At 73.5% G+C, this 26,396-nt stretch carries 22 protein-coding genes and 3 pseudogenes; 16 read left to right on the top strand and 9 right to left on the bottom strand.

The genetic code is table 11. The features are described 5' to 3' along the window. Positions 1–133: 133 nt before the first annotated feature. The 3 genes from tap to PUR26_RS23805 all read left to right on the top strand — a co-directional run bounded on the left by tap (position 134) and on the right by PUR26_RS23805 (position 3,962). Positions 134–2,332 carry a telomere-associated protein Tap gene (gene tap, locus PUR26_RS23795; protein ID WP_329874746.1) on the top strand — a complete coding sequence of 733 codons (2,199 nt, stop codon included), beginning with the start codon at positions 134–136 and terminating at the stop codon, positions 2,330–2,332. Between the two features lie 15 nt (positions 2,333–2,347). After that, a complete protein-coding gene (gene tpg, locus PUR26_RS23800) occupies positions 2,348–2,905 on the top strand; it encodes a telomere-protecting terminal protein Tpg (protein WP_329874748.1) in 558 nt (185 codons plus the stop codon). A 148-nt stretch (positions 2,906–3,053) separates the two neighbouring features. After that, positions 3,054–3,962: an aminoglycoside phosphotransferase family protein gene (locus tag PUR26_RS23805; RefSeq protein ID WP_329874750.1), complete on the top strand. Its 909-nt coding sequence runs from the start codon at positions 3,054–3,056 to the stop codon at positions 3,960–3,962. Positions 3,963–4,167: 205 nt separating this feature from the next. Here the strand turns inward: PUR26_RS23805 and PUR26_RS23810 are convergent. From PUR26_RS23810 to PUR26_RS23825, 4 genes and pseudogenes are all read right to left on the bottom strand, one after another. Further along, positions 4,168–4,267: pseudogene (locus PUR26_RS23810) on the bottom strand (ATP-binding protein); the annotation flags it as partial. A gap of 212 nt (positions 4,268–4,479) precedes the next feature. Then, complete coding sequence (locus tag PUR26_RS23815; RefSeq protein WP_329874752.1) at positions 4,480–4,980, bottom strand: hypothetical protein; 501 nt, start codon at positions 4,978–4,980, stop codon at positions 4,480–4,482. A gap of 65 nt (positions 4,981–5,045) precedes the next feature. Continuing rightward, positions 5,046–5,417, bottom strand: coding sequence for a fic family toxin-antitoxin system, toxin component (locus tag PUR26_RS23820; RefSeq protein ID WP_329874754.1), 372 nt, complete (start codon positions 5,415–5,417; stop codon positions 5,046–5,048). Positions 5,418–5,436: 19 nt separating this feature from the next. Continuing rightward, positions 5,437–5,751, bottom strand: a complete 315-nt coding sequence (locus PUR26_RS23825) for a hypothetical protein (protein WP_329874756.1) — start codon at positions 5,749–5,751, stop codon at positions 5,437–5,439. A gap of 228 nt (positions 5,752–5,979) precedes the next feature. Between PUR26_RS23825 and PUR26_RS23830 the strand changes: the two genes are divergently transcribed. The 7 genes from PUR26_RS23830 (at position 5,980) to PUR26_RS23860 (ending at position 13,013) form a co-directional block, all read left to right on the top strand. Continuing rightward, a complete protein-coding gene (locus PUR26_RS23830) occupies positions 5,980–6,414 on the top strand; it encodes a GNAT family N-acetyltransferase (RefSeq protein ID WP_329874758.1) in 435 nt (144 codons plus the stop codon). Between the two features lie 233 nt (positions 6,415–6,647). Then, complete coding sequence (locus PUR26_RS23835; protein WP_329874760.1) at positions 6,648–7,985, top strand: hemolysin family protein; 1,338 nt, start codon at positions 6,648–6,650, stop codon at positions 7,983–7,985. Next, positions 7,982–9,001, top strand: a complete 1,020-nt coding sequence (locus tag PUR26_RS23840) for a hemolysin family protein (RefSeq protein ID WP_329874762.1) — start codon at positions 7,982–7,984, stop codon at positions 8,999–9,001. The genes PUR26_RS23835 and PUR26_RS23840 overlap by 4 nt, the downstream gene beginning before the upstream one ends. A 202-nt stretch (positions 9,002–9,203) precedes the next feature. Next, positions 9,204–9,983 (top strand): SGNH/GDSL hydrolase family protein, encoded by a 780-nt coding sequence (locus PUR26_RS23845; RefSeq protein ID WP_329874764.1) that lies wholly within the window; start codon positions 9,204–9,206, stop codon positions 9,981–9,983. Positions 9,984–10,043: 60 nt separating this feature from the next. Beyond that, on the top strand, positions 10,044–11,486 hold the full coding sequence (gene purB / locus PUR26_RS23850) for an adenylosuccinate lyase (protein ID WP_329874766.1): 1,443 nt from the start codon (positions 10,044–10,046) through the stop codon (positions 11,484–11,486). 22 nt (positions 11,487–11,508) lie between these two features. Continuing rightward, a complete protein-coding gene (mug, locus tag PUR26_RS23855) occupies positions 11,509–12,051 on the top strand; it encodes a G/U mismatch-specific DNA glycosylase (protein WP_329874768.1) in 543 nt (180 codons plus the stop codon). Between the two features lie 68 nt (positions 12,052–12,119). After that, on the top strand, positions 12,120–13,013 hold the full coding sequence (locus PUR26_RS23860) for a hypothetical protein (RefSeq protein ID WP_329874770.1): 894 nt from the start codon (positions 12,120–12,122) through the stop codon (positions 13,011–13,013). 162 nt (positions 13,014–13,175) lie between these two features. Here PUR26_RS23860 and PUR26_RS23865 read toward each other — a convergent pair whose 3' ends face one another. Further along, positions 13,176–13,613 (bottom strand): hypothetical protein, encoded by a 438-nt coding sequence (locus tag PUR26_RS23865; RefSeq protein ID WP_329874772.1) that lies wholly within the window; start codon positions 13,611–13,613, stop codon positions 13,176–13,178. A gap of 277 nt (positions 13,614–13,890) precedes the next feature. Here PUR26_RS23865 and PUR26_RS23870 point away from each other — a divergent pair, with 277 nt between their 5' ends. Both PUR26_RS23870 and PUR26_RS23875 read left to right on the top strand, forming a co-directional pair. After that, the gene (locus PUR26_RS23870; RefSeq protein WP_329874774.1) at positions 13,891–14,121 is read left to right on the top strand and encodes a hypothetical protein; all 231 of its coding nucleotides are present in this window, start codon (positions 13,891–13,893) and stop codon (positions 14,119–14,121) included. A 43-nt stretch (positions 14,122–14,164) separates the two neighbouring features. Beyond that, a complete protein-coding gene (locus PUR26_RS23875; RefSeq protein WP_329874776.1) occupies positions 14,165–15,322 on the top strand; it encodes an ROK family transcriptional regulator in 1,158 nt (385 codons plus the stop codon). A gap of 125 nt (positions 15,323–15,447) precedes the next feature. On the opposite strand, the gene PUR26_RS23880 is transcribed toward PUR26_RS23875, so the two are convergent. Together PUR26_RS23880 and PUR26_RS23885 are read right to left on the bottom strand one after the other, a co-directional pair. Next, positions 15,448–16,194 (bottom strand): GntR family transcriptional regulator, encoded by a 747-nt coding sequence (locus tag PUR26_RS23880; RefSeq protein WP_329874778.1) that lies wholly within the window; start codon positions 16,192–16,194, stop codon positions 15,448–15,450. 479 nt (positions 16,195–16,673) lie between these two features. Further along, positions 16,674–17,612 (bottom strand): RNA polymerase sigma-70 factor, encoded by a 939-nt coding sequence (locus PUR26_RS23885; protein ID WP_443077142.1) that lies wholly within the window; start codon positions 17,610–17,612, stop codon positions 16,674–16,676. 151 nt (positions 17,613–17,763) lie between these two features. On the opposite strand from PUR26_RS23885, the gene PUR26_RS23890 reads away from it, so the two are divergent. Continuing rightward, positions 17,764–18,594, top strand: coding sequence for an alpha/beta fold hydrolase (locus PUR26_RS23890; protein WP_329874782.1), 831 nt, complete (start codon positions 17,764–17,766; stop codon positions 18,592–18,594). Between the two features lie 612 nt (positions 18,595–19,206). Here the strand turns inward: PUR26_RS23890 and PUR26_RS34745 are convergent. After that, positions 19,207–20,076: pseudogene (locus PUR26_RS34745) on the bottom strand (EamA family transporter); the annotation flags it as partial. On the opposite strand from PUR26_RS34745, the gene pdxR reads away from it, so the two are divergent. From pdxR to PUR26_RS23910, 3 genes are all read left to right on the top strand, one after another. Continuing rightward, the gene (gene pdxR / locus PUR26_RS23900) at positions 19,982–21,502 is read left to right on the top strand and encodes a MocR-like pyridoxine biosynthesis transcription factor PdxR (RefSeq protein WP_329874784.1); all 1,521 of its coding nucleotides are present in this window, start codon (positions 19,982–19,984) and stop codon (positions 21,500–21,502) included. The pseudogene PUR26_RS34745 and the gene pdxR overlap by 95 nt on opposite strands. Positions 21,503–21,640: 138 nt before the next feature. Further along, positions 21,641–23,227 (top strand): alkaline phosphatase D family protein, encoded by a 1,587-nt coding sequence (locus PUR26_RS23905; protein ID WP_329874786.1) that lies wholly within the window; start codon positions 21,641–21,643, stop codon positions 23,225–23,227. Between the two features lie 498 nt (positions 23,228–23,725). Next, complete coding sequence (locus PUR26_RS23910) at positions 23,726–25,210, top strand: GNAT family N-acetyltransferase (protein ID WP_443077143.1); 1,485 nt, start codon at positions 23,726–23,728, stop codon at positions 25,208–25,210. Here PUR26_RS23910 and PUR26_RS23915 read toward each other — a convergent pair. Continuing rightward, positions 25,131–26,357 (bottom strand): annotated as a pseudogene (locus PUR26_RS23915) (trans-sulfuration enzyme family protein); the annotation flags it as partial. The gene PUR26_RS23910 and the pseudogene PUR26_RS23915 overlap by 80 nt on opposite strands. Positions 26,358–26,396: the final 39 nt, after the last annotated feature.

Consider the following 26,396-nt stretch of genomic DNA (forward strand, 5'->3'; position numbering starts at 1 on the left):
CCTCGACGCGGCGGCCGGCCCGCCGGCCCGGTTCGCGGCGTGCGGTTGCCGCGAGCGAGGCGAGAGGTGTGCGTTTCGCGTTCGGCCTGTGGTGCGCTTGGACTAGGGTGATCGTCGATGGAGGTGATGCCGGGTGTCCCATGAGCAGGCTGAACTCTTCGCGGCGGTCGACGCCCTGCTGGAGATCGCGGCGCTGGACGCGCTGCCCGATCCGGACGAGCGCAGGAGGCTGCGCGAGGCCGCCGGGCTGAGCCAGGACCAGATCGCGAAGGCGCTGGCCGTACGGCGCGAGACGGTGACCGGGTGGGAGTCCGGGCGTACCGAGCCCCGCCCTCCGAAGCGCGCGGCGTACGCGCGCCTGCTGGCGGGCCTCGCGGAACGGCACCCGGCGGCCCCTGCCGCACCGGCACCCGCCGCACCCCCAGCACCCCCCGCTCCGGTGGCACCGCCCGCACCGGCACCGGCCGCGACACCGTTCTCCGTGCCGGGGCCGGTCCCGGCACCGGTCCCGGCACCGGCCCCGGCGCCCTCGGCCGACGCGCCGCTCGATGGCGGGCGGAACGAACCGCGTGCCGCGACCGAGGCGCGAAGGACCACGGCTCCGCGGCACGGGACGGCCCGGGGTGCACGGGAAGCACGGGGAGGGCGGGGGGAGCCGGACAGCGGCGAGGCCCGTTTCCCGAACGGCCCACTGGCCGTGCTGGACGGGGACGGCAACGCCTACTGCGCGGGCGGCCTCGTCCTCGACTGCCCCGCCACGGACCTTCCCGCGCTGGTCGAGTGGGCCCTCACCGAGGCCGGGCTCGGAGCGCCCCGGCTGCACCGCCACGGCAGGGACGCCGATCCGTTGATCGTCCTCACGGAGGCCGCCGCCGTCCGGTTCGGGCTGCCGGCCGAGCTGGCGGACCGGCGCGGTCTGCGGTTGCCCGACGACCACGAGGTCGTACGACGGATCACCCGCGCGAAGTGGCGGCTGACCCGGCGCGGCTTCGGGCCGTGGGCCAGGATCTACCGGCCGGCCGACCACGGCCGGCGGCAGTGCGTGCAGTTCGCGGTGGAGCCCTGGGGGGCGTTCGACCCCCGGGCCTGGGGCGGTACGCCGGGACTGGCGCCCGCCGAGCTCGCCGACGTGCTCGCCGCGTACGCGGGACGTGTCCTGACCCCGCGCGGCTCCACCGCCGTGACGGGGCTGGAGCTGATGACCGCGTTGCGCCCCCCGACCCGGCCCGTGCGGGACGAGGCGACGGGCACCTGGGTGTCCGGCCCGGTGCCCGGCTCGCTGACCGCGGCCGTGGACCCGGCGCCGCCGGAGGCGCCCGACGAGCACCCCGTGGTCGCGGCGCTGTACCCCCGCGGTCACCGGCGCACGCCGGACGAGGTCCTCGACGAGGAGGCGTACGACTGGATCCGCGATCCGGAGCTGCTGGACGACGACGAGTGCGCCCGGCCGTTCGCGGTCGGCATCGACGTCAACATGGCCTTCGCGGCGGCCGCGAACCGGCTCACCGTCGGCCTCGGAGCGCCGGAGCACGTGAAGGCACCGGCGTTCGACCGCAGGACGCCGGGTTCGTGGCTGGTGGACCTCTCGTCGGTCCGGCTGGATCCCCGGCTGCCGAACCCGTTCACCCCGCACGGCGCCCCGCCCGAGGGCCCGGCCTGGTACGCGACGCCGACGGTCGCGTACGCGGAGGAGCTCGGCCACCCGGTCCGCCCGGCCGAGGCCTACCTACGCCCGGAGAGCGGCGCCTATCTGGACGCCTGGTACACCCGGCTGCGCGATGCCTACCTGGCGACCATGGAACGGCTGGGCGTGCGCGCGGGTATGCCGGAGCGGGAGTTCCTGGCCGCGATGGAGCGGCACAGGACGGTCGATCCGGGGCAGGCCGCGGTCCTGTCGGCCATCAAGGCGACCGTGAAGGGCGGCATCGGCAAACTCCGGGAACGCCCGCAGGGCGCGGGCTACCGGCCCGGCGAACGCTGGCCCGCGCTCGACCGCCCCACCTGGCGTCCCGACATCCGGGCCGCGGTCATCTCGGCGGCACGGGTCAACATGCACCGCAAGATGCTGCGGCTCGCCGGGGCCGGTCTGTTCCCCGTGGCGGTGCTGTCCGACTGCGCCGTGTACCTCTCCGACGGCCCGGGCCCGCTCGACTTCCTGCCGCGCACGCCCGACGACAGGCCACTGCCCGGTGGATTCCGGCTCGGGGTCTCCCCCGGCATGGTCAAGCACGAGGGGACGCAGTCGTTGATGTGGGCCGTGCGGATGCTGGACCAGGGACACAACCCGGCCCGCCACATCAAGGGCACCGATGCCGCCGCCGGCGGAGAGTAGGAGCGGGCACGCGCCATGGGAATCCTGGGCGACAGTCTCGACAGGGCGGCCGAGAACACCTTCACACGGCCGTTGCCGAAGTCGGCGGGGGCTCAGATGCGCTTCCTCGTCAGGAGCGAGAAGGGCTCGACACGGGCGGTGGCGCGGCGTCTGGGCGTGTCGCAGCGGACCGTCGAGCGGTATCTGAAGGACCAGCTGAAACGGCCCCGGAAGGAGCTGGCCGGCCGGCTGGTGGACGAGGTGCGCAAGAGCTGGCAGCCGCGCGTGCGGCAGCGCGCCCGGCAGACGGCGGCCACCAGTGGCGGCATCGTGATCGAGACGCGCGCCCGCTTCGGCTTCACCGCCGCGCCGGGTTCCACCGACGACGGCCGCCTGCGACTGATCACCCAGCACCTGCCGCCCTCCTACGCGGCCCGTCTGTTCGACGCGCGGACCGGCGGCGCCACGGAACGGGAACTGCGCGACATCGCCGCCGAGGGCCTTCAGGAGCAGTACTTCAAGGACCACGGCCGCCGCGCCCAGGGCCTGATGGTCGAGTTCACCGACATCGACTACGTGGAGCTGGACTACTAGGGGGAGTGTCTTGCCGCTGCGGCCGGATCCGGCACATCCTCACTCGGTCCCACATGACCTGGCGGTTTCCCGGCGGATCGTGTTCTGAGCGGCGACCGCCCTGAAGAATTCACTGGCGGCGGCGAAGCCCGGGCAGAAAGCTCTCAGCGTGACACTTCATGAGAACGAGATCCGTGTGGATGAGGCGGTCGTCCGGTCGCTGCTGCGGGAGCAGCAACCGGAATGGTCCGCCCTCCCCATCTCACCGGCCGGTGAGGGCACCGACAACAGGATGTACCGGCTCGGCGACCAGCTGCTCATACGGCTGCCGCGCACCCAGGACAATGCGAAGGCCGTACGGAAAGAGCAGACATGGCTGCCGCGGCTGGCGCCGCACCTCCCCTGTCGCATCCCGGAGCCGGTGCACGCCGGCACCCCGAGCTCCGCGTTCCCGCTCGCCTGGTCGGTGTACCGCTGGATCGACGGCGATGAAGCCGGCCTGGGATCGGTCACCGATTGGCCCGCCTTCGGGGCCGACCTGGCGACGATCGTGCGGAGCCTGCACTCCGTCCCTCTCATGGGAGCCACTCGTCAGGGCGAGCTCAGCTGGTACCGCGGAGGTGGCCTGCACGCTTGTGAACGGTGGGTCGGCGAGTGCTTCGACAACTGCCGAACGATCGAGGGCCTCGACCTCGACATCGCGCACCTGCGACACCTGTGGCAGAGTGCGCTCGCCCTGCCCGAGCCATCCGGCCACCAGGTGTGGCTCCACGGAGACCTCAAACCCAGCAACCTCCTGGTACAGCAGGGGAAGCTGCACGCGGTCATCGACTTCGGAGCCCTCTCCGTCGGCTTCCCCGACGCCGAGCACTCGCCTCTGTGGGACCTTCCGCCTGGGGCCCGACAGGCATATTGGGACGCCATGAGCCTCGACGACGTGACCTGGCTGCGTGCCCGGGCTTGGGCCATCGCCGTCGGAATCAGCGGAGTGTCGTACTACTGGGCCACCTGTCCCGCCTTCGTCAACGAATGCCTGTCGCGTCTCCGAGCGATCCTGGAGGCTGCCGGCGAGCGGTGAACCAGTCCCGGACGGGGCCTCACCACGAGATCCGGTTCCGCAAGAGCCGACTCGTTCGGAGAACGACACCCGACTCCGTTCCCGAACCACTTGTCCACCCCACAGGTTGGAGTCCTGCCAGCTGCCAACCCGGAAGGGACAGGACAGACGGCCCCTGCGATCTGCTGGGCGGTCTGGGCGGTCTGGGCGGTCTGGGCGAAGGTGGGTGCGTGGTGTCGATGACCTCGGCATCGGGCGTGCGGCCACGTGCGGGCCGCCCCGGCGTAGGGCTCGAGGTATCGGAGACGGAACGGGGAGCCGGGACCGCCGGCCGGCCGAAGGCGATGCCCGAGGCCATGGCCGCGGGCATCGCCTCACCGTACGGGCGGCGGCAGCCGGGGCGGCGACCGTCCCCGGCTCTCGTCGGGGCCGCCCCGGGCGACGGTCCGCGCGCCGTCGCGGAACCGGGCAGTGCCGGTGGCCGGGCGCGGTGCAGAGCCATCCGGCCTCGCCTACCGGCGGGAGCCCGGATCGCGGGTCAGCTCGTGGGCTTGTCGAGCTCGTCGGCGAAAGCCCGCAGCGCGTCGGCGAGCTCCTTCTTGGTCGGGAGTTGATCGACCTTCTGGTTCAGCTCGTCGATGCGCTTGTTGAGGGAGTCGAGGTCGGGAGGGGTGGTCGGAGAGGGCGGCGTCGTCGGGGAGGGCGTCGGGTCGGGGTCCGTCCCGCCGATCGGGCCGACGCTGCCGCCTCCGTCGACCGTCCCGCCGATGCTGCCGCCGCCCTCGACGGTCCCGCCACTGCTGCCGCCCTCGACGGTCCCGCCGCTCGTCCCGCCGCTGATGCCGCCCGGGTCCGGCGGAGTGGTCGATGACGCGGAGGGCCAGGACGGCGGCATCGACGAGGTGGCCGTCGGGCCCGGGCCGGGGGCGCCGTCCGAGGCGGCGGCGAGGGCGCCGCCGACGCTCAGCACGACCATGGCCGCTGCTCCCGCCACGGCGACGGAGATACGTCTGGTGCGTATGTTCTTCGTGGGTCCCATGTGTCGCAACCTAGCGAGGGATCGGGCGGGATGAGGCCCATTCCGGTGAGCCCGCACAAAGGGACTCACAGGCTCCATCGGCGCAGCTCGGCGGCGATGGCGCGGACGTCCGCCTCACCGCCCTTGACCAGCCGGGCCAGATCCCTGACCTGCTCGGGCGAGGTGTCGACCTTCAGGCCGCAGGCGACGAGGTAGCCATAGGCGACCGCGGAGGCGAACATCGCGTTGGAGTGCTCCAACGCCGGCACATGGAGCAGCAGTTGGAGGAGAGCGGCCGCCCGCAGGTGCGGGTCGTCGTAGACGGCCGTGCCGAAGAGCTCCGCGTCATGCCGGCTGACGGCCGCGATGAGCGCGCCCCAGTCGGTGACCTGCGGGTCTCCCGGTGTCCTGTGCTCGGCGATCATGAGCAGCCAGGCGAGGTCGATCGAGAGGTTCATGCGGTCGGGGAACCGATGGTCACCGCGCGTCCTCGGCGCGGGCGGGTGCCGCCTTGGCACGCCCTCCCGCCGGGGCGCCGCCGCGCACTCCCTCGTCGGGCTCCGCGGGCTCGCCCTTCGGGGAGCCGGTGCCGAATTCCTCGGCGAACACCGACCGGTACTGGTTCATGAAGTCGGCCGCCGCCTCGACGAAGGTGCGGCCCGCCTCGCCCGCGTCCTGCTGGACGAGCTCCTCGATGTACCTGTTGACGCTCACCCCGCGCTGCTGCGCCCGGCGGCGGGCGGCATCGGCGGTGGTCTCGTCCACCCTGACGTTCAGCTGCGTCTTCGCCACCCTCTCAAGCTAGCGCGAGGACGCTAGCGCCGACAAGCGCGGAAGCCCGCGCCGTCGCGCCGGTCATGGCGCGGGAGCCACCGGTGACCGGCCGCGCCCCGCCGAGCCCGCCCGTACGGTCCCCTCGTCGGCGGCGCCCGCGCCCGGACAGGCGCACCGCACCCGTGCCGGATCCCGGATACCGGAACACGGTCGACCAAGCCGCCCGTCCGGTGATGGGATCCGGCCATGAACGATCTGCACATACGGGCCGCCGAGCCGGCCGACCTCGACGCCGTCCTCGCCTTCTGGCGGATCGCGGCGGAGGGCACCAGCATCAGCGACGACCGGGACGGCGTCGACCGGCTGGTCGCCCGCGACCCGCAGGCCCTGCTCCTGGCGGAGCGGGACGGGCAGCTGGCAGGCACCGTGATCGCGGGCTTCGACGGCTGGCGGTGCGGCCTCTACCGGCTCGCCGTGCACCCCGAACACCGGCGGCAGGGCATCGGCAGCGCCCTGCTCGCGGCCGCCGAGGAGCGCTTCGCCCGCCTCGGCGGGCGGCGCGCCGACGCGATGGTCCTCGACCGCAACGAGCTCGCCCACCGCACCTGGCAGGCCGCGGGCTACGGTTCCCAGCCGGAGTGGAGCCGCTGGGTGAAGTCGCTCCCGGCCGACAGCGCCTGACCCCGCCGGTTGTACTCCGCGTGGCCGCACACCCGCATGGCCGGGCCGGGCCCGGGGCACCTGAACCCCAGCCCCACCTGGACCGACCCGACTGCTTTGCCGATCCTTTACCATGACTGCATCCCTTCACCATCGACCGAAAGGTGTGAGCGTCCGCCCATGGGCGAGCCTCCCAGTACCCGACATCGCGCACTCCTCCCCTCCCTGGCCGATCATGGGACGGAGGTGAACCGATGACCGAAGTGCTCCTGCTCGTCGTGGCACTGCTGCTCTCCCTTGCGTGCGGCGCGTTCGTCGCGGCCGAGTTCTCCCTCACGACGGTCGAGCGCGGCGACCTCGAACGGGCCGTCGAGCGCGGCGAGCGCGGAGCGGCCGGCGCCCTCAAGGCGGTGCGCTCCCTCACCTTCCAGCTCTCCGGTGCCCAGCTCGGCATCACGGTCACCAACCTGGTGGTCGGCATGCTCGCCGAGCCGTCCATCGCCGAACTGATCCGCGGCCCCATGGAGGCCCTCGGCCTGTCCCCCTCGGTGGCCTCCTCCGTGGCCCTCGTCATCGGTACGGCCCTGTCCACCGTCGTTCTGATGGTCGTCGGCGAGCTGGTCCCGAAGAACTGGGCCATCTCCTCGCCCCTGGCGATCGCCAAGGTGGTCGCCACCCCTCAGCGGATCTTCAGCGCCGCGTTCAAGCCGCTGATCAGCCACCTCAACAACACCGCCAACCGCATCGTGCGCCGGCTCGGCATGGAGCCGGCCGAGGAGCTCGCCTCCGCGCGCAGCCCGCAGGAGCTGGTCGCCCTGGCCCGCCACTCCGCCAAGGAGGGCGCCCTGGAGGCCGACACGGCCGAGCTGTTCGTACGGACCCTGAACCTCGCCGAGCTCACCGCGGAGAACGTGATGACCCCGCGCGTCCAGGTGACCGCTCTGGAGTCGCAGGCCACCGCGGAGGACGTCGCCAACGCCACCCGGGCCACCGGCCTCTCCCGCTTCCCCGTCTACCAGGGGGGTCTGGACTCGGTCATCGGCATCGCGCACATCAAGGACGTGCTGGCCGTACCGGACCGGCTCAGGCGCCGCAAGCGGGTCACCGAGATCATCCGCGAGCCCCTGCTCGTACCGGAGACACTGACCGTGGACCGGCTGCTGGACCGGCTGTCCGGGAAGTCGACCATGGCGGTCGTCATCGACGAGTACGGCGGCACGGCGGGGGTCGTGACGCTGGAGGACATCGTCGAGGAAGTGGTCGGCGAGGTACGTGACGAGCATGACCCGCACGAGACGCCCGACCTGGTGCGGGCGGGCGAGGACGCCGACGGCAGGCCACTGTGGTCGGCCGACGGAGCCGCCCGCACCGACCAGCTGGAGACGATCGGAATGCGCGTGCCGGACGGCCCGTACGAGACGCTGGCCGGCCTCATCGCCACCGAGCTGGGCCGGATACCGGCGGTCGGCGACGGCGTGGAGCTGGCCGACTGGCGCCTGGACGTGGTGGACGCCTCCGGGCGCCGGGCGGCGAGGGTGCTGATGCACGCGCCGGGCGCCGGCACGGCCGCGACCGCGGAGGAGGGCCGATGATCGCGATCCAGCTGCTGATCGGATTCCTCACCCTGGTCGTCAACGCCTTCTTCGTCGGCGCGGAGTTCGCCCTGATCTCCGTACGCCGCAGTCAGATCGAGCCGGAGGCGGAGGCCGGGAACCGCCGGGCGCGCAGCGTCATCTGGGGCCTGGAGCACGTCTCCGCGCTGCTCGCGGCGGCGCAGCTCGGCATCACGCTGTGCACCCTGGTGCTCGGTATCGTCGCCGAGCCGGCCATCGCGCATCTGCTGGAGCCGGTGTTCGACGCCGTCGGTGTACCGCACGGGCTGGTCCACCCGATCTCGTTCGTGATCGCACTGGCCGTGGCCACGTACCTGCACATGCTGCTGGGCGAGATGGTGCCGAAGAACATCGCGCTGGCCGAACCGACCCGGGCCGCGCTGCTGCTCGGCCCGCCGTTGGTGACGCTGGCCAGGGCACTGAAGCCGGTGATCTTCACCATCAACGCCTTCGCCAACACGCTGCTGAAGCTGCTGCGGGTCGAAACCAGGGACGAGGTCTCGGCCACGTTCTCGGACGACGAGCTGGCCCGGCTCGTGAAGGACGCCGGGGACGCCGGGCTGCTGGACGGGCGGGCGGCCGAGCGGCTGCGCGACGCCCTGGAGCTGGGGCGGCGTCCGGTCGGGGATGTGGTAATGCCGCTGGAGCGGGTGGTCCACACCAGCGTCGGCACCACCCCCGAGGAGCTGGAGCAGCTGGCCGCCGAGACCGGGTTCTCCCGCTTCCCGGTGGTCGACTCCACCCGTCGCATCCTCGGTTACCTCCATGTGAAGGACGCCCTGGACGCCACGCCGAGGGACCTGCCGTTCCCGGTGACGGCCATGCGGCCGATCGCGCGGGTACGGGCGGCCACGCCGCTCGACGACGTGCTCACGGCGATGCGGCGCAGCCGTACCCACCTCGCGGCCGTCCTGGACGAGGACGGCAGGCTGGCGGGCCTGGTCACCATGGAGGACGTGCTGCGCAAGCTGGTGGGCCGGACGCCCGCGCAGTGACGCGGCGGGAGCCGGAGCCCCGCTCGGCGCTCCGGCTCCTGGCCCCCCTCGGCCGTCCGGCTCCCGCTGCCCCGCCCCGGCTGCGGCGCTCCCTCGGGGCGGCCGGTCCGGGGGCCGGTCCGGGGGCCGTCCCCGCAGGCCCGGGCCCTGCGGCCTCCCCCGCCCCGCCGGCCGGAACCCGCACGATACGATTCGCTCCGCCATGGAGATGAATGCCACCTACACCAGTCTTGTCGCGGTCGGCGACAGCTTCACCGAGGGCATGTCGGACCTGCAGCCCGACGGCTCGTACCGGGGCTGGGCCGATCTGCTCGCCGCCCGGCTCGCCGCCCGCGCCCCCGGCTTCCGGTACGCCAATCTCGCCGTGCGCGGAAAACTGATCGGGCAGATCGTCGACGAGCAGGTGGACGTCGCCGCGGCCATGAAGGCGGATGTCGTCACCCTGGTCGGCGGGCTCAACGACACCCTGCGCCCGAAGTGCGACATGGGCCGGGTGCGGGGCCTGCTGGAGGAGGCGGTCGAGCGGCTGGCCCCGTCGTGCCGGCAGCTGGTCCTGATGCGCAGCCCGGGACGCGACGGGCCGGTCATGGAACGCTTCCGGCCCCGCATGGAGGAGCTGTTCGCGTTCGTGGACGAGCTGGCGGGCCGGCACGACGCCCTGGTGGTGGATCTCTACGGCGCCAGGGTGCTGGGCGACCAGCGGTTCTGGGACGTGGACCGGCTGCACCTGACCGCGGAGGGGCACCGCCGGGTGGCGGAGGCCGTCTGGCAGGCGCTGGGCCTGGAGGCCGAGGACGACTGGCGTTCGCCGCTGCCCGCGGCGGTACGGGCGGGCTGGGCGAGCCGGCGCGTCGCGGACCTGCGGTTCGCCCATCGCCATCTGGGTCCCTGGATAGGGCGGCGGCTGACCGGCCGCTCGTCGGGCGACGGACGGCCGGCCAAGCGGCCCGAGCTGCTGCCGTACGAGACCCCGCCCTCGTAGCAAGCCACAAAAAGGGGCATGGCGCTGGCCTGCACAAACCGCCAGCTAGACTCTGGACACGTGACTGCTGTGACTGCGAAGCCCCGCATCCCCAACGTCCTGGCCGGCCGCTACGCCTCCGCGGAGCTCGCCGTCCTCTGGTCCCCCGAACAGAAGGTGAAGCTGGAGCGCCGGCTCTGGCTGGCCGTGCTCCGTGCCCAGCAGGAGCTCGGGATCGAGGTGCCGCAGGCCGCGCTGGCCGACTACGAGCGGGTGCTCGACCAGGTCGACCTGGCATCGATCGCCGAGCGGGAGAAGGTCACGCGCCACGACGTGAAGGCGCGGATCGAGGAGTTCAACGCGCTCGCGGGTCATGAGCAGATCCACAAGGGCATGACGTCCCGCGATCTGACCGAGAACGTGGAACAGCTGCAGATCCGGCTGTCGCTGGAGCTGATGCGCGACCGTACGGTGGCGGTGCTGCGGCGGCTCGGGAAGCTGGCCGCGGAGTACGGCGAGCTGGTCATGACCGGCCGTTCGCACAACGTGGCCGCGCAGGCCACGACGCTCGGCAAGCGTTTCGCGACGGCGGCGGACGAGCTGCTGGTGGCGTACGGGCGGCTGGAGGAGCTGCTGGGCCGCTACCCCCTGCGGGGCATCAAGGGCCCGGTCGGCACCGCCCAGGACATGCTGGACCTGCTCGGCGGCGACGCGACGAAGCTGGCCGGTCTGGAGCAGCGGATCGCCGGGCACCTCGGCTTCGCGAACGCCTTCACCTCGGTCGGCCAGGTCTACCCGCGCTCGCTGGACTACGAGGTCGTCACCACGCTGGTGCAGCTGGCGTCCGCGCCGTCCTCCGTGGCGAAGACGGTCCGGCTGATGGCCGGGCACGAGCTGGTCACCGAGGGCTTCAAGCCGGGCCAGGTGGGCTCCTCGGCGATGCCGCACAAGATGAACACCCGCTCCTGCGAACGCGTCAACGGCCTGATGGTGATCCTGCGCGGCTACGCGTCGATGACCGGCGAGCTGGCGGGCGACCAGTGGAACGAGGGCGACGTCTCCTGCTCGGTGGTCCGCCGGGTGGCGCTGCCGGACGCGTTCTTCGCGTTCGACGGCCTGCTGGAGACGTTCCTGACGGTGCTCGACGAGTTCGGCGCCTTCCCCGCCGTCGTCGCTCGTGAGCTGGACCGCTATCTGCCGTTCCTCGCGACGACCAAGGTGCTGATGGCGTCCGTGCGCGCCGGGGTCGGCCGCGAGGTCGCCCACGAGGCCATCAAGGAGAACGCGGTCGCGTCCGCGCTGGCCATGCGGGAGCAGGGTGCCGAGCGCAACGAGCTGCTCGACAAGCTCGCCGCCGACGAGCGGATCCCGCTCGACCGGACGCAGCTGGACGCCCTCATGGAGGACAAGCTGTCCTTCACCGGCGCCGCGGCCGACCAGGTCGGCGTGGTGGTGTCGCGCATCGAGGAGATCGTCAAGCAGCACCCGGACGCGGCCGGCTACGCGCCCGGCTCCATCCTCTGATCCGGCGCCGGTTTCTCAGCGGATGACACCCGAGGAACTCCGGGCCGCCCGCGACCGCATCGTGCCCGATGTGGTCGCGGGCGGCCTGTCCGTACTCTTCTGCGGCATCAATCCGGGCCTGATGTCCGCGGCGACGGGTCACCACTTCGCCCGGCCCGGCAACCGCTTCTGGCCGGTGCTGCACCTGTCCGGCTTCACCCCGCGGCGGCTGGCGCCCTCCGAGCAGGACGAGCTCCTCTCGTACGGCCTCGGCATCACCAATGTGGTGGCACGGGCGACGGCGCGGGCCGACGAGCTGAGCGACGAGGAGTTCCGCGAGGGCGGCCGGCTGCTGACCGCCAAGGTGGAGTTGCTGCGCCCCGCGTGGCTGGCGGTCGTCGGTGTCACGGCGTACCGCACGGCCTTCGGCGACCGGAAGGCGCGGATCGGGCCGCAGGAGCGGACCATCGGCGACACCCGGATCTGGGCGCTGCCCAATCCCAGTGGGCTGAACGCGCATTGGACGGCGCAGACGATGGCGGAGGAGTTCGGCCGGCTGCGGATCGCGGCGGAACGGGACGCGTAGCCCCCCCCCCGGGGGGCCGGGGACGCGGAAGCCTTCTGGGGTCCCGAAGCGCTGCGTAGAGTCTGCCCATGGCTTCGACGACTTCGTCACCGCTCGTACTGCGCGGACCTTTCGGGCGGCGTGCCCGGTTGCGGTCGGGGGAACTGCTGCTGGAGTCGAGGAGCGGCGTCCGGCGGATACCCGTGGGAGCCGTCGAACGGGTCGAGGTCCGCGGCCGGTTCGGGCGCACGCTGGCCGTCGTACTGACCGCGGACGAGCCGGGCGGCGCCACCACGTACACCCAGCGCTCGTACAGCGCGCCCGCCACGGACCGGTTCGCCGCCGCCGTCCGGAGAGCCCTGCCGGTGCGGGACGCCGAGGAGCCACGGCCCGACGGCGCGCTGTCGGTGACGTCGGAGCGGCGCTCCCGGCGGGGCCGGCGCCCTGTCCCGGAGCGGCTTCGCGGCATCCGGCCCGGCACGGCGCTCGCCGTCGCCTTCTGCCTGGTGCTGGCGGCTCTGCTGGCCACCCGATCCTGGGGCGGCGCCCTCACCTGGGTGTTCGTCCCGCTGCTCGTCGGCGCGGGCGTCTCGCTCGCCCCCGTCGGCTGGAAGCCGGTCCGGGAGGGCTGGATCCTGGCCACCCGGGGAATCACGGTGGAGGGCCACCGCAGGAACTCCGGCGCCATCGACGCGGGCGACACCACCGCGATGTACGTCTACCTGTTCGACGACGCCGAGGGCACCCCACGCGCCTACCGAGGGGTGAACGGCGGCCGCGACGACGAGGAGATCACCTACGATCCGCTGGATCCCGGTATCGCGCAGCTCCGGCGCCGTAACGCGGCGCAGCTCGCCCTCGGCTCGGCGGTGCTGCTGGTGCTCGTCCTCCCCCTGCTGGGCGGAGGACTGGCGCTGGCGCTCCTGTCGTTCGCCGACCTCCTCGGCGGCGGCCCGGTCACCGATCTCGTACTGCCGCACTGACCTCGGGCTCCGCGGCGAACGCGGGCTGCGGAGCACGGCCGACCGACGACAACGCGGCGTGGGGGCACCTCCTGTGCCCGAAGGTCCACGGGAGAGGGCGTGCAGGGCGTCGGGGGAGGGCGTGCAGGGCGTCGCGGTCAAGGCGGGACTTTCCGGACCGACTTAGGGCGGATCCGTCTCGGTGACCACGGCAAGCAGCTGAAAGGGCAGTTCCTTGTCCCATTGCGAGACGCCGAGGGCCGTCCACCGGTCGCCCGTCCGCCAGAGGTGCACGTCCGGCACGTGGCTGCTCAGGACGCCCCAGGGCTCGGGTATCTCCTCGCCGTCCATGGAGCGTTGCGCGAGGGACCACAGACTGAAGACCTGGGGGGCGCCCCAGCGCACGCCCAGCACCTCCGCCAGGGCGTCGCGCTCGGCTTCGTACTGCTCCTCGACCGCTGTGCGCCGGGTGCCGTCGTCCTCCCAGAAGTCCTCGCTCGTCGAGAGCTCCGCGACGTGGTAGCCCGGACCGCTGTCGCCCACGTCCGATCTGCCGCGCTGCCCGGGGAACGGACGGGAGCGCAGCAGGTCGATGGTCGCCAGATGCCGTGCGGTGGTCATGGGTCCAGTAAAGCCCCCGGCACTGACAATTGGCGTCGCGTCAGGTTCCCGTACCGTGCCCCGGGCCGTCGGACGTCCAGGCGGCGCACGGCGAGCCGTCCCGCGACCGGCGAGGTCGGCGCCCTGCGCCAGTCCCGGCGAGCGCGGTCCACGGGCCCGGACTCCCGCCGGCGTACCGCCGCAGCGCCAACTCCCCCGCCCGGTACAGGAGATACCCGGCCACGGGCTGCCCGGTGCCTGCCATGGAGCGGGCGCCTTCGACCGACGGGAGGCGGCGGTGCCGCGTCCGACGGGAGGCGGCCCGTCGGACGCGGAGACCGCCGCCGAGCGCGTCATGGGGACGGAGACGGTGAAGCCGCACGCGGGCGCGGCGCTGGCGGAGCCGGGCGCCCGGGAGCGCACACGGACGGTGATCCTCGCGTCCGGGGCGGACTCCGCCACGCCGGCCCGATCGGCGGTCCGGCCGGCGGTCCGGCCGGGTGCCGTTCGCCGCTTGTTCAACCATTGAGTACCATCCGGCAGACACGCGCTCGAGCTGCGGGAGGCACACGGTGGGGCGGCTGACCGGCGGAGATCCGTCGCTGTTGCGGCGGATCAACTCCGCGGTGGTACTCCATGCCCTGCGGGGCGCCGACGCGCTCACGCTCACGGACCTGACCCGGATCACCGGCCTGTCGCGGCCGACCGTGGAGGGCGTGACCGAGGGGCTCATCGAGAACGGTCTGGTGGTCGAGGTCGCTCCGGAGGAGGGCGAGGCCCGGCGCCAGGGACGGCCGGCCCGCAGGTTCAGGTTCCGGGCGGAGGCCGGACACCTGCTCGGCATCGAGATCGGCCCGCACCGGGTGGCCGCCCTGCTCTCCGGTCTCGACGGGCGGATCATCGGCGCCGCGTCCCGGCAGGTCGCCGAGAGCGCGTCGGCCGACGAGCGGCTGGAGAAGGTCCGGGCGGCGGTCGTCGACGTGCTGCGGCGGACCGGAGTGGCACGCGACAGCCTGCGGGCGGTGGGGGTGGGCACGCCCGGGATCGTCGAGGCCGACGGGACGGTGCGGCTGGGTACGGCGCTGCCCGGCTGGACCGGGCTGGCGCTGGGCGAGCGGCTTCGGCGGTCGTTCCGCTGTCCCGTGCTGGTGGAGAACGACGCCAACGCGGCCGCGGTGGCGGAACAGTGGAAGGGCGCCGCGACCGACTCGGACGACATCGTCTTCGTACTGGCCGGGCTGAGTCCGGGTGCCGGGTCGCTGATCGGCGGGCGGCTGCACCGGGGCTTCGGCGGGGCGGCCGGCGAGATCGGCGCGCTGCACCTGCTGGGCCAGGGGGCGACGCCGGAACGGCTGCTGTCGACCACGGACGAGCCGCTGCACCCGCTGGACGAGCAGGCGGTGGCGGAGGTGTTCGCCCTGGCGCGGCACGGCGACACACGGGCTCAGGCTGCGGTCGAGAGGTTCATCCAGCGCCTGGTGCACGATGTGGCGGCGCTGGTCCTGGCGCTGGATCCGGAACTGGTGGTGGTCGGCGGCTGGGCGGCCGGACTGGACGGGATCCTCCAGCCGCTGCGGGACGAGCTGGCCCGGTTCTGTCTGCGGCCGCCGCGGGTGGCGCTGTCGCTGCTCGGCGAGGCGGTCGTGGCGACCGGGGCGCTGCGGCTGGCGCTCGACCATGTCGAGGAGCAGCTGTTCGCGGTCGAGGGAACGGTGACGGCCCGCCGCTGAGCCCCCGAGGGGCGCGGGCGACGGGCCGGTCCGTGTCGGCGGGCGCGCGGGGCCGGTGTGGTCCTCCGGGGCGCGTGGGGCCGGTTCCTGAGAAGCGGTGTTCCGGGCGCGGTGAAGCTCCGGGGTCAGGAGGCGATCTGGAGGTCGCCCGCGTCGCCGAAGGTGAGCCGGCAGGTGTCGGCCCGGTAGGTGGCGACCGAGACGGCGACGGTGCGGCCCCCGGAGATGTACCGGGTGGTGACGACCAGGACCGGGGCGCCGGGCAGCCGGTCGAGCTCCTTGGCGTCGTCGGCGCGGGCCGAGCCGAGCTCGACGGCACGGTCCTGCCCCTCGAGCGACAGGCGCTGGAGCTCCCGCAGGACGCTGCGGGCACGGGCGGGGCCCGACGGGGCGTCGATGGCGGTCAGCTCGGGCACGGAGCCGGAGGGGATGTACAGCATTTCCGCCGCGACGGCCTGACTGTGCGTCATCCGCAGGCGCCGGACACCGTGCACGGTCTCCCCGGCGCCGGTGTCCTGGTCGAGCAGGCGGGCGACCGCGGCGGGCGGGACAACGGGCGCGCAGTCGACGGGCTGCCAGGCGTCCTCGCCGGCCCCCGGCCACTGGTGCTGGGTCGTGGAGACGTCCACACCCATGCGGGGCGGGGCGACGGTGGTGCCGACACCGCGGCGGCGCTGCAGCCTGCCTTCGAGTTCGAGCTGTTCGAGCGCCTGACGGAGCGTCGCCCTGGCGACGCCGAAACGAGCGGCCAGCTCACGCTCGTTGGGCAGGATCTCGCCCACCGAGAAGTCGGAGTCGAGCGCCTCACCGAGCACGGTCTTCAGGTGCCAGTACTTCGGCTCCGGCACCGTTTCCAGCTGCGTGGTCCCCACCCTGATCCTCCGCAATCGCCGTGTTCCGACGGCTTTCCGCGCCCTTGTTTATTAAAGGTTCCTGCACTAACCCTGCGACCATAAGGCGGTGCAGGCACTTGGTCAAGACCAATCATCGGACGGTTACGCAGTGAGGTCGACACCTGCCACAGGGTGTTCACAGGGCGTTCGTGCGCTGGTGGGACGGATGCGGTGAAAGATCCCGCGGGTGGACGCGGGAGGCAGGACCGCTTCCTGGCGCACGCGCATGCCCGGGCGAGGGAGCAGGAGCACGCCGGGTCGGGAGCGGGCGCGGGAGCCCAAGCGGGCGCGGGAGCGGGCGCCGGGTCCGGGGCCGAGCCGCCGGCTCCCCGCTCCGGGGCCGACGGCCCCGCTCGCCGGACCGGCACGCCTCGGGTGCCTCGCGCCTCGGGTGCGGCGACGCACGGTGCGGTGCGCTGTGCGCGACGCCCGGCCGGGCGCGCGACCTCGGGTCCTGGCTAGACCGCCAGCGCGGCGAGCTTGTCGGGGTTGCGGACGATGTACACGCACTGGATCCGGCCGTCCAGGACGTCCACCTGGATGACCGAATCCGGCCTGCCGTCCATCAGGACCAGCAGCGCCGGACCGCCGTTGACCTCGACGAACCGGAACTCCGCACCGGCGGCGGGCTCCTTGGTGACGGCGAAGAGGAAGCGGCCCACCTTGTCGGCGCTCTCGATGACGCGCAGCGGCGCCTTGGACTTGCCGCCGCTGTCGCCGACCAGCCGGACGTCGGGAGCCAGCAGGGCGAGCAGATCGTTCAGGTCCCCGCCGCCGGCCGCGGCCAGGAAACGCTCGGTGAGGTCACGACGCTCGGCCGGGTCGACGTCGTACCGGGGCTTGCCCTCGTCGACGTGACGGCGGGCCCGGCCGGCGAGCTGCCGGACCGCCGGCTCGGTGCGGTCGAGGATGGCGGCGATCTGCGCGTACGGGAAGCCGAACGCCTCGCGCAGCACGAAGACCGCACGCTCCAGCGGAGAGAGCGATTCGAGGACCACCAGGACGGCGAGGGACACGGAGTCCGCGAGCACGGCGCGCTCGGCCGTGTCGGGCAGGGCGGGGCCGAAGTCGGTGACGAGCGGTTCCGGCAGCCATGGGCCGACATATGTCTCGCGCTGCGCGCGCAGCTGGCGCAGCCGGTCGATGGCGAGCCGGGTGGCGATCCGTACGAGGTAGGCACGCGGTTCGAGGATCTCGGAGCGGTCGGCGCGGGACCAGCGCAGCCAGGTCTCCTGGACAACGTCCTCGGCGTCGGCGACGCGGCCGAGCATGCGGTAGGCCACTCCGGTCAGTACGGCCCGGTGCGTTTCGAAGACGTCGATCTCTGTCGCCACACGCCCATCCCAGCCGACCGGGCGACGAGTGTCCAGGAGGGCGCGGTGCGGTTCGCGCCACATCAGGGCCGCGACCGCCGTGGAGCGGGTCGTCGCACGCCGACGGTGGGCGGTGGTGCCGTACGGCGACCGGTGTCCGCGGAACTCTTGAACTCGTGCCTACTGGGCGGTAATTGTTGCTGACACGGCGTCCAACACCATCGGGGAGCAGCAGATGGCCGAACAGATCTCCTTCACCGTCGAGTCCCCCCGGGGACCCCGCACGGTCGCGGTGGAGTACGAGCGGGCCGGTTCCGGTGAGCCGTTGCTGCTCCTCCACGGCATCGGGCACCACTGGCAGGCGTGGCGACCGGTACTGGAGATCCTGGCCGCCGAGCGCGATGTCATCGCCGTCGACCTGCCGGGGTTCGGGGCCTCGCCGGGTCTGCCGGAAGGTCTCGCGTACGACCTGTCCACGGTCGTCCCGGTGCTCGGTTCCCTGTGCGAGGCGCTGCGCGTCGAGCGGCCGCACGTGGCCGGGAACTCCCTGGGCGGCCTGCTGGCACTGGAGTTGGGGCGCGAGAAGCGCGTGCGGTCGGTGACGGCGCTCTCCCCCGCCGGGTTCTGGTCCCCGGCTGAGCGCCGGTACGCCTTCTCGGCCCTGCGTGCCATGCGGGCGGGCGCCCGGTCGATGCCGGTGCCGATGATCGAGCGCCTGTCCCGGTCGGCCGCCGGGCGGGCCGCGCTGACCAGTCCGATCTACGCGCGGCCCGGACGCCGCTCACCCGAGGCGGTCGTCGCGGAGACGCTCTCCCTGCGTGGTGCCCCCGGTTTCCACCAGACGCTCGCCGCCGGACGCGAGGTGCTGGTCACGGACGACATAACGGGCCTGCCGGTCACCATCGCCTGGGGCACCGCCGACCGGCTGCTCCCGCGCCGTCAGGGGATCCGTGCCAAGCACACCGTGCCCGGTGCGCGCCTCGTGCGGCTGCCGGGGTGCGGTCACGTCCCGATGAACGACGATCCCGCCCTGGTCGCGCGGGTGATCCTCGACGGCAGCCGCTGAGCGTTCGGGGCCGGCGGCCCCGCCTTCCGCCGGAGCGACCGGACCGCTGCGACGCCTCGTCCGGGGCGCCGGTGCGCAGCCGTGCTCCTGGACGCCCCGGCTCAGGACGCCGGAGCCGAGCGCCACGCCCAGCCCTACGAGGGCGCTGCCGAACCCCTGGGCCGCGCCGTAGGAGCCGGTGGCGACGAGCGGGGCGGTCATCGCCGCGGACACCGGGATGAGCCCGGAGAAGAGGGTGGCGCGCTCGGCCCCGATCCGCTGCACACCGATGTACCAGCACACGAAGCCGACGACGGTGACGATCGCCGCCTGCCACGCCAGGGCGAGCGCCTCCTGCGCGCTCGGTACGCGCAGGACGTCCGCGCCGTCGACGGCGAGGCCGACGGCGGCCGCTTCGATGGCGGCGACCCCGCAGACGGTGGCGGACAGCAGCTTCGGGCCGAGCGGCCTCAGCACGGGGACGGCCAGAACGGCGAAGCCGACCTCGCCGGCCAGGGCGGCGACCGACCAGGCGATCCCGGTCGCGTCGGTACGGCCCCACCCCTGCACGGCGCAGGCCCCGGCGGCGACGAGCAGCGCTCCGTACAGCACCGGCCCGGTGGGTCTGCGTCCGTCCAGGAGCGGCACCAGAACGGCGACGACGATGGGGGCGCAGCCCACGAAGACGCCAGGAACAGCCGGCTCCGCCGTGCGCTCGGCGGCGAGCACGGCGAGGTTGAAGCCGACCATGCCGACGGCGGCGAGCACGGCGACGCGCAGCCACTGGCGGCGGGTGAGGGTGCGCAGCGGAGCCGTACCGCCGCGACCGAGGAGGGGCAGGAGCAGCAGACAGGCGAGGGCATAGCGCACGGCCTGGCCGCCGGCGTACGGGTAGTCGCCGAGGACGCTGTTGGCGGTGAAGGAGGCACCGACGAGGACACAGGCGAAGGCCGCGAGCAGCGCCCCCCGCAGGGAGTTGACGTTCATGCCACCGACGCTAGGAACGTCGGCGGCCCGGTTCGAGGTCCACTTTCCTTCCGTTCTCGGGGACCACTTGGGGGCTGAAGGCCGCGGACCCGGGGCCCACGGCCGAGGTTGTCCGCGCATCGCGGCTCCGACGCGTGCTCCTCGGCCCGTGGTCTGCGGGGTGCGGTCTGCGGTCTGCGGTTCGTCGTCCGTGGTCCGGGGCGCGTCGTCCGTGGCCCGTGGCTTCTGGCCGGGCTTGCCCGACCCGGTGGGCCGGGTCGGGGTCCCGGTCCGGGCCGGTCGGCCAGAGCCCCGCCCTTGCATCAGGAGGGCGGGGCAGTGGGTCCGGCAGCGCCGCAGCCAGCAAGCGCGGATGGATGCTTCGCACCGTAGCGGGCGGCACTGACAACGGCGCCCGGCGGCCTGCTTGTAGGGTCCTGGCATGACGGGACCGGAGGCCGGGGAGCGGCGGGAGAACGCCGCCTGGGAACTGCTGCTGCCGGCCGTCGCGGCGCCGCCCAGGCGACGGGGCCGCATGCTCCAGTCCGCGCTGCGGGACGCGGTCAGGTCGGGCCGGCTCGCGGCCGGAACGCGGCTGCCCTCCAGCCGCGAGCTGGCGGCCGACCTCGGGGTCTCGCGCGGGCTGGTGACGGAGGCGTACGAGCAGCTGACGGCGGAGGGATACCTGCGCAGCGGCCGTGGATCGGGCACCTGGGTCGGTGAGGCGGTGCGGGCCGCGGCGCCAGGTGCGCGCGACCTGGCGCCCCGCGCGCGGGGCGTGCGCGTGGACTTCCGGCCCGGAACCCCGGATCTCTCGCTCTTCCCCCGGGCCGCCTGGACCGCCGCGTACAAGGGCGTCCTGTCCCGGCTGCCGCACCGGGCGCTCGGCTACCCCGATCCGCGCGGGCTGCCGGAGCTGCGGACGGCGCTGGCGGCTCTGCTCACCCGCAGGCGCGGCGTGGTGGCGGGGCCGGAGCGGGTCGTGGTGTGTTCCGGTGTCGCGCAGGCGATGACGCTGCTGGGTTTCGTCCTGCACGGGCGCGGGCTGAGCACCGTGGGGGTCGAAGACCCGGGAAGCCCCGAGCACAGTGCCCTGTTCGCGTCGGCGGGGCTGCGTACGGTGGGGCTGCCGCTCGATGCGGAGGGCCTGGTCCCGGGTCCGCTCGCCGCGTCGGGGGTACGCGCCGTGGTGGTGACCCCGGCGCACCAGTTCCCCTCCGGGATCGCCTACTCGGCCCGGCGCCGGGCGGAACTGCTCGACTGGGCAAGGACCGTGGACGGATATGTGGTCGAGGACGACTACGACGGGGACTTCCGCTACGACCGCGCCCCCGTGGGCTCCCTCCAGGGGCTCGATCCGGAACACGTCGTGTACACCGGCTCGGTGAGCAAGTCCCTGGCGCCGGGGCTGCGGCTCGGGTGGCTGCTCGTACCGGAGTCGCTGGCCGATGAGGCCGCCGAGCGCAAGCGCACCATGGACCTGGGCAACCCGGCCCTCGACCAGGCCGTCCTCGCCGACTACATCGCGGGCGGGGGTTACGACCGCCAGCTGCGGCGTTGCCAGCGTGCCTACCGGGAGCGCCGGGACTGCCTGGTCTCCTCACTCGACGAGCACCTTCCCGGCACCGAGGTGAGCGGCATCGCGGCCGGACTCCATGTCATCGCCCGCGTGCCGCGGCGCTACGGGCCGCAGTCCGCCTTCCTGGCACGGGCCGCCGGGGCGGGGGTGGCCCTGCGCCCGCTCAGCGACTACGGAACGGCCGGGTCCGACACGGTGCGGCTGGTGCTCGGCTACGCCCATCTCGCGCCGTCCGACATCGCCCTGGGCGTACGGCTGATGGCGGACGCCGTCCACCCGGACATCGTCCCTCCGCATGCCGTCCCTCCGCATGCCGCCCGCCCGGACGCCGTCCACACGGTCTCCGTCCCGCCGCGGACAGGGCCCTCGGGCCGGGAGCCGTGACCGGTGCCGGTGCCGCGCGCGGTGCGGGGCCCGCGCCGCAGGGGGTCGGACGGGTTGTTCACGTGGGGTTCGCGTGCCGGCCGCCACCGGGCAGTAGGCATGGGCACGGCACCCCTGTCCGTCCCTGGAGGCGTATCGATGTCGCACCGTCCGAGCCCGTCACCCGACCGTCGTTCGCTCCTGCGCGGCTCCCTGGCCGCTTCGGCGGCGCTGTCGCTCGGCGCCGCCGGCGGCCTCGCTCCGGCCGCTCCCGCACTGGCCCGATCCGGACGGCCCGAGGCCGCCTGGGGCGTGCAGGCGGGCGACATCACCGCGTCGTCCGGCCTGGTGTGGGTACGCTCCGACCGCCCGGCCCGGATGATCGTGGAGACCTCGGCGAGCGAGTCGTTCCGCAACGCCCGCAGATGGCACGGGCCGTTGCTGGGGCCGGGCACGGACTTCACCGGCGTGACGGCGCTGCGCGGGCTGCCGGCGGGCGAGCAGATCCACTACCGGGTCACCCTCGCGGACCCGGACGATCCCCGACGGACCGGCGGGCCGGTCCCGGGAACGTTCCGCACGGCGCCGTCGCGGCGACGGGACGGCGTGCGCTTCCTGTGGTCGGGCGACATCGCCGGGCAGGGCTGGGGCATCAACCCCGATGTCGGCGGCTTCCGGGCGTACGAGGAGATGCGCCGCCTCGATCCGGACTTCTTCCTGTGCAGCGGTGACACGATCTACGCGGACGGTGTCATCCAGCCGTCCGTCACGCTGCCGGACGGGCGCGTATGGCGCAACATCACCACCGAGGAGAAGTCGAAGGTCGCCGAGACGCTGGACGAGTACCGGGGGAACTTCCGGTACAACCTCCTGGATCACAACGTCCGCGCCTTCAACGCCCAGGTTCCCGGCATCGTCCAGTGGGACGACCACGAGGTGCGCAACAACTGGTACCCCGGCCAGATCCTGGACGATCCGCGCTACACCGAGAAGGACGTGGACGTGCTGGCCGCCCGGGCGATGCGGGCGTTCGGCGAGTACTTCCCGGTGTCCACGCTCCACGCGCGCGGGGAGGAGGGCCGGATGCACCGCGTGGTGCGCTACGGGCCGCTGCTCGACGTCTTCGTCCTGGACATGCGCACCCACCGCGACGCCAACTCCCCCGGGCGGCAGCCCGACAACACGACAGGCATCCTCGGCGCCGCGCAACTGGCCTGGCTCAAGCGCGAACTCTCCCGGTCCCGCGCGGTGTGGAAGGTGCTCGCGGCGGACATGCCCCTGGGGCTCGTCGTGCCGGACGGGGCGACGGACTTCGAGGCCGTGGCGCAGGGGGACCCGGGCGCACCGCTGGGCCGGGAGCTCCAGATCGCCGAGCTGCTGCGGTTCGTCAAGCACCGGAGGATCACCGGCACGCTGTGGCTGACGGCGGACGTGCATTACACGTCGGCGCAGCACTATGCCCCGGAGCGGGCCGCGTTCAAGGACTTCGCACCGTTCTGGGAGTTCGTCTCGGGCCCGCTGGCGGCGGGGGGCTTCCCGGCGAACGCGCTGGACGCGACCTTCGGCCCGGACCGGGTGTTCGTACGGGCTCCGGAGCGCGGAAACGTCTCCCCGATGGAGTCGCCGCAGTACTTCGGCGAGGTCGACATCGACGGCGGCAGCGGTGAACTGACGGTGCGCCTGCGGGCGGAGGGCGGGGCGGTGCTGTTCAGCAAGACGCTCCAGCCGGGGCGTATCGGTCAGTGACCGCCGCGTCGGCCGTGCGGGGCCTGCCGTGCGGGGCCTGCCGGGCGGGGCCGCGGTGCCATGAGGTGCCGGGCGCCGTCCGGCCCCGGGCCGGGCCGTGTCCGATGGTCAGTGGTGGGTCCCGCCGTCCTCCCCATGACGCGATCCGTGCGGGCACTCGCCTGCTCCCGCCCGTCCGCCCTCGCCTCCTCGGGGCCCGGACGAACGACTGCGCGCCCGCCAGCGGTGGGGGCGACTCCCCTGGCAGTCGCCTTCGTTCAGGCGCTGCCGCGGGTGCGGCGGGCGGAGCCCGGGGCCTCGGCCTCGCGGCGGCCGCCCGAGGCGGCTCCTCCCGGCTCGTCACACAAGCGAACCGACTGGCGAACGCTTTGAGGCATCAAGTCGAACAGTCCACGCCATAAACGGTTGAAACTGGTCCCTAAACGCCCAGGTCCACACTTAACCCATCAGTCACAAAGCGTTCGTGATCACGCAACACCACTGGGTCACAGTAAGGACATGACTGATGTGAAATCCGTGAAGAGTGCCCGCCGCCAGCACCACTGGCGGCGGGATCTCGTCGAGCTCGCCGCCCTGTTCACCGCCGTCGCCGTCGCCGACGCGATCGCGAACACCATCGTGCACGGCCCGGACGGCCCCTACCTCCTCGCGGTCTCGGCGGTCGTCCTGATCGCCACGGCCGCGTTCCACACATGGTGGGCGCGGCGCCACAGCCATGCCCCGCCCGCCGGGGGCGGGGGCCCCGCACCGGCCGCTCCTCCTCCGGACCGGCCGGCCGCGGCCTCCTCCGATGACGCCGGCCGCTCCGAGCCGGCCGACACCGTGCTCTGGCGCATGCGGACCACCGTGCGCGACGAGCCCGGCAGCCTCGGCGCCCTGTGCACCGCCCTCGCGCACCTGCGGGCCGACATCCTCACCCTTCAGACGCACCCGCTCGCCCGGGGGACGGTCGACGAGTTCCTCCTGCGGGCGCCCGCTTCGCTCCAGGCCGCGCAGCTCACCCGGGAGATCGCCGCGGCGGGCGGCAGCAGCACCTGGATCGAGCGGGCCGACACCCACGACCTGGTGGACACCCCGACCCGGGTGCTCGGCCTGGCCACCCGTACCGCGCTCGACGCCGCCGAACTGCCCCTCGCCCTGCGCCAGCTCCTCGGCCGGTGCACCATCCACTCCCTGCCCGCCGTCTCCCTGACCGGCCGCCCCACGGGTGCGACCGCCCCCATAGAGGGTGCGTTGGAGGACGGGGACACGGTGATGCGGCTGCGCGACCCGAACGGCGGGGCGATCACCGTAGAACGGCCCTATCTTCCCTTCACTCCCACGGAGTTCGCCCGCGCACGGGCGCTCGTCGAACTCGACGCCCGCCTGGGCCCGCGCATCCCGCGCAGCCAGGACGTGCTGACCCTGCCCGAGGGGAACGAGATCACGGTCCGGCGCGCCGACCGGTCCGATCTCGCAGCCGCCCGCGCCATGCACGACCGCTGCTCCGAACGGACCCTGGGGCTGCGGTACCACGGACCGGTCGGCGACGCGGACCGCTATCTGAACCACCTGCTCAGCCCGCGGTTCGGCCGTACCCTCGCCGTCGAGACCGCGTCGGGCCGGCTCGTCGCGCTGGGGCATCTGCTCTGGGACGGCGACGAGACCGAGGTCGCGCTGCTCGTCGAGGACGACTGGCAGCGCCGCGGCATCGGCTCCGAGCTGCTGAGCCGTCTGGTCGGGCTCGGTGCCGAGGCCGGCTGCGAGAGCGTGTACGCGGTCACCCAGTCGTCCAACACGGGCATGGTGGCGGCCATGCGGGGGCTGCGTCTCCCCCTCGACTACCAGATCGAGGAGGGGACCCTGGTGATCACCGCGCGGCTGAGCCCGGCACATGCGCACCGGCCCGGGGCGACGGAGCGGACGGAGGAGCAGAAGCAGCAGGCGCGGACAGCCCCGCTGACGACCGACCGGACCGCGCGTTCGCACCGGGGCGAGCGCTGAGCGCTTCCGTCAGGTCCCGCCACAGGTCCTCGACGTCCTCCAGGCCGACCGACATCCGCAGCAGCCGGTCGCTGACGCCGGCCGCCCGCCGGTCCCCCTCGTCCACGATGCGGTGGCTGATGGAGGCCGGGTGCTGGATCAGCGTGTCGACGCTGCCGAGACTGACCGCCGGCGTGATCAGCCGTACCGAGGCGATCACGTCGTGCGGGTCTCCGTACACCTCGAAGGCCACCATGGCGCCGCCCACCGACGGGTAGTGCACACGGGCGATGCGGGGGTCCGCCGAGAGGCGACGGGCCAGCTCGGCGGCGGAGGCGGAGGCGGCACGCATCCGTACCGGGAGTGTGGACAGGCCGCGCAGCAGCAGATAGCCCGCCAGCGGGTGCAACACGCCGCCGGTGGCGAACCGTATCTGCCGCAGCTTGCCGGCGAACTCCTCGTCGCAGGCCACCACGCCCGCGAGCACGTCCCCGTGGCCGCCCAGGTACTTGGTCGCGCTGTGCAGCACGATCCGCGCCCCGTGCTCGAGGGGGCGCTGGAGCACGGGGGTGGCGAAGGTGGAGTCGACCAGCAGAGGCACCGATCCGCAGGCGTGCGCGACGGCCCGGATGTCCACTTCGGCGAGGGTCGGGTTGGCGGGCGTCTCCACCATCACCAGGCCCGTGTCCGGGCGGATCGCGTCCGCGATGCCCGCCGCGTCGGTCCAGGTCACCTCCGTACCGAGCAGCCCCGAGGTGAGCAGGTGGTCGCTGCACCCGTAGAGCGGGCGGACCGCCACCACATGACGCAGGCCCATGCTCGCCCGGACGAGCAGAACCGCGGTGAGCGCGGCCATGCCGCTGGCGAAGGCCACGGCGCTCTCGGCCCCCTCCAGCCGGGCGAGCGCCGTCTCGAAGCGGGCGGTGGTGGGGTTGTCGAGCCGGGCGTAGACGGGCGGCCCCTCGGGTCGGGCACCCGTGACGGCGAAGGCGTCGATCCGCCCGGCCTCCGCCCGCGCGTCATGGGAGGGGTAGGTGGTGGAGAGATCGAGCGGGACGGCGTGCACGCCCAGGGCGGCGAGGTCCTCGCGTCCGGCGTGCACCGCCTCGGTGGCCGGGGCCCACGGGGTACGGGGGGCACTCGCGGCGTCGTGATCCAGGGGAGTCATGGGGGAACCCTGAACAGATACCGGCCGGTAGCCGAAATA

Origin of the sequence: Streptomyces sp. SP18CS02 (genome assembly GCF_036322365.1) — a bacterium.
Taxonomy (GTDB): Bacteria; Actinomycetota; Actinomycetes; order Streptomycetales; family Streptomycetaceae; genus Streptomyces.

Excerpts from the sequence above, each read along its gene's own strand:
- PUR26_RS23830 (WP_329874758.1), top strand. The coding sequence starts at position 5,980 with ATGAACGATCTGCACATACGGGCCGCCGAGCCGGCCGACCTCGACGCC.
- PUR26_RS23910 (WP_443077143.1), top strand. The coding sequence starts at position 23,726 with ATGACTGATGTGAAATCCGTGAAGAGTGCCCGCCGCCAGCACCACTGG.
- PUR26_RS23885 (WP_443077142.1), bottom strand. The coding sequence starts at position 17,612 with ATGTGGCGCGAACCGCACCGCGCCCTCCTGGACACTCGTCGCCCGGTC.
- tpg (WP_329874748.1), top strand. The coding sequence starts at position 2,348 with ATGGGAATCCTGGGCGACAGTCTCGACAGGGCGGCCGAGAACACCTTC.
- PUR26_RS23890 (WP_329874782.1), top strand. The coding sequence starts at position 17,764 with ATGGCCGAACAGATCTCCTTCACCGTCGAGTCCCCCCGGGGACCCCGC.
- mug (WP_329874768.1), top strand. The coding sequence starts at position 11,509 with ATGACACCCGAGGAACTCCGGGCCGCCCGCGACCGCATCGTGCCCGAT.
- PUR26_RS23835 (WP_329874760.1), top strand. The coding sequence starts at position 6,648 with ATGACCGAAGTGCTCCTGCTCGTCGTGGCACTGCTGCTCTCCCTTGCG.
- PUR26_RS23860 (WP_329874770.1), top strand. The coding sequence starts at position 12,120 with ATGGCTTCGACGACTTCGTCACCGCTCGTACTGCGCGGACCTTTCGGG.
- PUR26_RS23815 (WP_329874752.1), bottom strand. The coding sequence starts at position 4,980 with ATGGGACCCACGAAGAACATACGCACCAGACGTATCTCCGTCGCCGTG.
- PUR26_RS23820 (WP_329874754.1), bottom strand. The coding sequence starts at position 5,417 with ATGAACCTCTCGATCGACCTCGCCTGGCTGCTCATGATCGCCGAGCAC.
- PUR26_RS23865 (WP_329874772.1), bottom strand. The coding sequence starts at position 13,613 with ATGACCACCGCACGGCATCTGGCGACCATCGACCTGCTGCGCTCCCGT.
- pdxR (WP_329874784.1), top strand. The coding sequence starts at position 19,982 with ATGACGGGACCGGAGGCCGGGGAGCGGCGGGAGAACGCCGCCTGGGAA.
- PUR26_RS23845 (WP_329874764.1), top strand. The coding sequence starts at position 9,204 with ATGGAGATGAATGCCACCTACACCAGTCTTGTCGCGGTCGGCGACAGC.
- PUR26_RS23905 (WP_329874786.1), top strand. The coding sequence starts at position 21,641 with ATGTCGCACCGTCCGAGCCCGTCACCCGACCGTCGTTCGCTCCTGCGC.
- PUR26_RS23840 (WP_329874762.1), top strand. The coding sequence starts at position 7,982 with ATGATCGCGATCCAGCTGCTGATCGGATTCCTCACCCTGGTCGTCAAC.